This window comes from Nostoc cf. edaphicum LEGE 07299, assembly GCF_015207245.1.
GTDB lineage: Bacteria > Cyanobacteriota > Cyanobacteriia > Cyanobacteriales > Nostocaceae > Nostoc > Nostoc edaphicum_B.
Genome location: NZ_JADEXF010000605.1, coordinates 1 through 3,753, shown reverse-complemented (window position 1 = coordinate 3,753; position 3,753 = coordinate 1). Strand labels below are relative to the sequence as shown.

The following is a 3,753-nucleotide window of genomic DNA, read 5'->3' as shown; positions in this document are numbered from 1 at the left end:
CTACATTACCGCGTTTTACCCGAGTCATAACTTATTTCCTAAAATACTTACAAATATGGGAGCATCAAGCGCACGTTAAGTTCGTCGCGTTCGTGTACAAGCGCACTCTTGCGCATACCACGTTTTTTGTCAGAAGATTTGTGTTCTAAAAGGTGGCTTTTGAACGCTTTGCGACGGACAATTTTACCGCTACCGGTGGCACGGAATCGTTTTGCCGCGGCTTTACGAGTCTTTAGTTTAGGCATGGTCTAGCTTTGATTCGACACGATCCATTATTATATACTATTAAAATTGCTATAACTGCAATTAAATAAAGGATTTAGCCAACCGCGATCGCTGTAGATAAACTTAGCTTCACTTATGGATGAGGTCAATATAGTTGAATATGACCCACGTTGGGCGACTTTGTTTACAGAAGAAGCCGAGCGGATTTGGCAGGCACTAGGCAATGACTTAGTTGTAGAAATTGAACATATTGGTAGTACCGCAGTACCGGGAATGGCAGCCAAACCAGTTATTGACATCATGGTGGGAGTGCGTTCCTTAGTAGATGCGAAATCTGCTATTTTGGCTTTAGAATCTTTAGGATACGTTTATTGGCATGAAGACCCGCGTCCTGGACGGATGTTTTTTGTTAAAGGAATGCCACCATACGGAAAGCAACGTACTCATCATATTCACATAGTCGAGATTGACAGCGAATTTTGGGAGCGCAAGTTATTTTGCGATTATCTGAGAAAGCATCCTGAAGAAGCGAGACGCTACGAAGTTCTAAAACGCGACTTGGCTACAAGTTTTCGGAGCGATCGCGAAGCTTATACCAATGGTAAAAATGACTATATCCGTGCTGTGATGGTCAAAGCACGGTGTGAACAGATGTGAAAAAGCCAAAGCCATTGATTATTTAATTTTTCTTAATGGTGGTGACTTTGGGATCTAAAACAATTTGCGAACCAGATTTATTGACATGGTAAGTCCAAAATTGGCCTTTAACCTTGACAATTACTTCCCAGCCCTCAATAGGGTCGAATAGCTGGATGCAAACTTCACCAAAGCCAAATACGCAGGAATTTCCAAAGGTTTTTGGTGTAGCTTGAGTAATTTTTAAATCAGCAATTGCTACCCCAGAACGGTTTGAAGCATCGGTCAAAATTGCATAAGCGATCGTTTTCGGCAATATGTGTAAAGCGCTTATCTTGGGATCTAAAACGATTTGTGTTCCAGATTTATTTACATGGTAAGTCCACGAATCTTGCCGAACTCTGACAACTACTTCCCAGCCCTCAATGGGGTTGTATTCCCTGGTACAAATTTCTCCAAACTTGAATATACAGGGATTACTAAAGGTTTTCGATATAACCTGGATAACCCGTAATTCCCCTACAGGTACGCCGGAACGCTTGGACGCATCCCGTAAAATTTTATTGGCGATTGCCCTCGGCAAATTGCTTGATGTCGCCTGAAGTGTTTCGGCCAATGGAGTCGTGTCTAAGCGAGAAACAGCCCCAGCAGAATTGTTTTCGGTAAGCCCAAATCCCCACGATAGGAAGGTTGTCAACGCTAGGGTCAATACACATCCTTTCATAAGTTTCATGATTCCTTGCAATATGTAATAAATACCTTCAACTCTTATCCAGACTCAAAATTAACGTGTAGACTGCGAACCGCTTAAAACTGAACTTAATATAGAACCCCTCTCCAAAATCCTCCCCGTACATCGGGAGAGGCTTAAGAAGCTCCATTTTTGGTGCAGTGCAAAGAAGTACGATTTTTACCCGTTTTGAGTATAAATATTTCTTTTTTATTTATATATTCCTAGCCACTAATTATACAGCATTAAGCATATTCTTAACTTGAGCCATTTTTTTTGCCGCGCGATACTCCTGCGGAGTCGTTGCACGATCGCTGAACCTGAAACCTCTGTGGAACAGTATTTCTACTTTTGGAACTTCATCAATAATAGACCTCTTGCAAAAATCGTTGAATTACCCCTCCCCAACCCTCCCCTTGTGAAGGGGAGGGAGCAAAATTTCAAGTTTCTCCCCTTTATAAGGGGGGATTAAGGGGGGTAGATTCGACTTATGCAAGAGGTCTATTGAACTTTGGCAGTTTGGAGCATTGTTAATTACTCACAACTTCCATCAGATTTACGATTGGATTCCGAGTATTATCAGCCTGAGTATCTATTTCAGGAGAAGAAAATCTCAAATCTTCATCCAAGATACTTACAAAATTTAGCAATTTTTAGATATGCGACTATTCCGAGAAAAAGAATGGTTATTTAGCCTACTGGTAATATCTCTCTTTCTATGGCTGATATTTTTGGGAAACTCCCCCTTGCGAGATTGGGATGAAGGTACTGTTGCACAGGTTGCCCGTGAAATTTGGCGTGCCCCGCTTGGTTCAATGCATTGGCTTTATCCCACATTGGGAGGACAACCTTATCATAATAAGCCTCCCCTGATCCACTTGTTAATTGCTTGGACTTACTCGATCGCAGGTGTGAATGAGTGGACAACGCGTCTATCGGGTGCAGTGTTAACTGCCTTGGGAGTGCCTTTGCTTTACTTGGTGGGATGTTTGCTTTTTAACCAAAGTTTACCAGCTCTGTTTAGCGCTTTAGTTTACCTGACGATGTTGCCTGTGCTGCGTCATGGAAGGCTAGCAATGCTAGATGGTACAACTATTACCTTTTTCTTGCTGCTGTTATTTTGTTTGCTAAAAGCACGTCAGAATCGTCGGTATGCTCTAGGTGTGGGATTTTGTTTAGGGTTAATCGCTCTTACGAAAGGGATGATGGTTTTGCCGCTAGGGGCGATCGCTTTTTTATTCCTGATTGCAGATCGGCAGTTTGCTTTATTAACAAGTCCCTATTTATTAGTGGGAATATTTTTAGGAAATGCACCTGCGATCGCTTGGTTTGCTGCTCAATGGCAACATTATGGTGAAACTTTCTTCCAAGTGAACTTTCAAACACAAACCTTTGATCGCCTGACAAAATCTGTTGAAGGTCATAGTGGGCCACCCTGGTACTATTTAATTGAGTTAATTAAGTATAGTTTTCCCTGGCTATTATTTTTACCGGGAGGTTTTTATCTAGCTTGGAAAAAACGTCAGACTACCTGGGGTCGCTTAATTCTTATTGGCACAATTATTTACTTCGGAACTATCTCTTTAATGAGAACTAAGCTGCCTTGGTATGTTATGCCTGTATATCCATTTTTAGCTTTGGCAATTGGTGCGAAACTTAGCGAAATTTGGCAGTACGGTCATTTTAAGGTGCGAAGTTTGACAATATTTCTGGGTATTATCGCTATTGCTGGTTTAGGAGGTTGTGTTTACTTTACTCTTGCCAAGAAAGAGCCTACTTTAATAGTCATGAGCATTGTTTTGGCAATAAGTATGGGCATCGCAGTATTGCTAATTAGACAACGCGATCGCAACTTTATTCCAGTGTTATTTTTTGGGATGTACTTAGTTTTAGCACTGTTAATGAGTTCGCAATCATGGATCCGGGAATTAAAAGAAGCTTTTCCAGTTAAACCAGTAGCAGAATTAATTCGGTCAAATGTTTCAACAGGAACACAAATTTATACTTCTTTTGCTTATGGGCGTCCCAGTTTAGACTTTTACTGCGATTGCAAGGTAACTCCTGCACCTGTGCCCACTTTACAACAAATGTTATCTAATAAATCTTATTTACTGTTAGATAATGGGGCTTTGCAGCAAATCAATTTAACTGTTAGTAAAATT

4 protein-coding genes are annotated in these 3,753 nt (G+C 41.0%); 2 read left to right on the top strand and 2 right to left on the bottom strand.

Annotation, left to right across the window (positions count from 1 at the left end; all coding sequences use genetic code 11):
• Positions 1–47: 47 nt before the first annotated feature.
• Positions 48–245 carry a 50S ribosomal protein L35 gene (gene rpmI, locus IQ229_RS17630; RefSeq protein ID WP_094350284.1) on the bottom strand — a complete coding sequence of 66 codons (198 nt, stop codon included), beginning with the start codon at positions 243–245 and terminating at the stop codon, positions 48–50.
• Positions 246–360: 115 nt separating this feature from the next.
• Between rpmI and IQ229_RS17625 the strand changes: the two genes are divergently transcribed.
• Entirely contained in the window at positions 361–882 is a 522-nt protein-coding gene (locus IQ229_RS17625; RefSeq protein ID WP_194045911.1) for a GrpB family protein, read from the top strand.
• 22 nt (positions 883–904) lie between these two features.
• On the opposite strand, the gene IQ229_RS17620 is transcribed toward IQ229_RS17625, so the two are convergent.
• Positions 905–1,594, bottom strand: coding sequence for a hypothetical protein (locus tag IQ229_RS17620; RefSeq protein WP_194045909.1), 690 nt, complete (start codon positions 1,592–1,594; stop codon positions 905–907).
• Positions 1,595–2,250: 656 nt separating this feature from the next.
• On the opposite strand from IQ229_RS17620, the gene IQ229_RS17615 reads away from it, so the two are divergent.
• The coding region (locus tag IQ229_RS17615; RefSeq protein ID WP_194045907.1) for an ArnT family glycosyltransferase at positions 2,251–3,753 on the top strand (1,503 nt) is incomplete at its 3' end.

Coding starts and splice junctions, on each gene's coding strand:
- IQ229_RS17620 (WP_194045909.1), bottom strand. CDS start 1,594: ATGAAACTTATGAAAGGATGTGTATTGACCCTAGCGTTGACAACCTTC.
- rpmI (WP_094350284.1), bottom strand. CDS start 245: ATGCCTAAACTAAAGACTCGTAAAGCCGCGGCAAAACGATTCCGTGCC.
- IQ229_RS17625 (WP_194045911.1), top strand. CDS start 361: ATGGATGAGGTCAATATAGTTGAATATGACCCACGTTGGGCGACTTTG.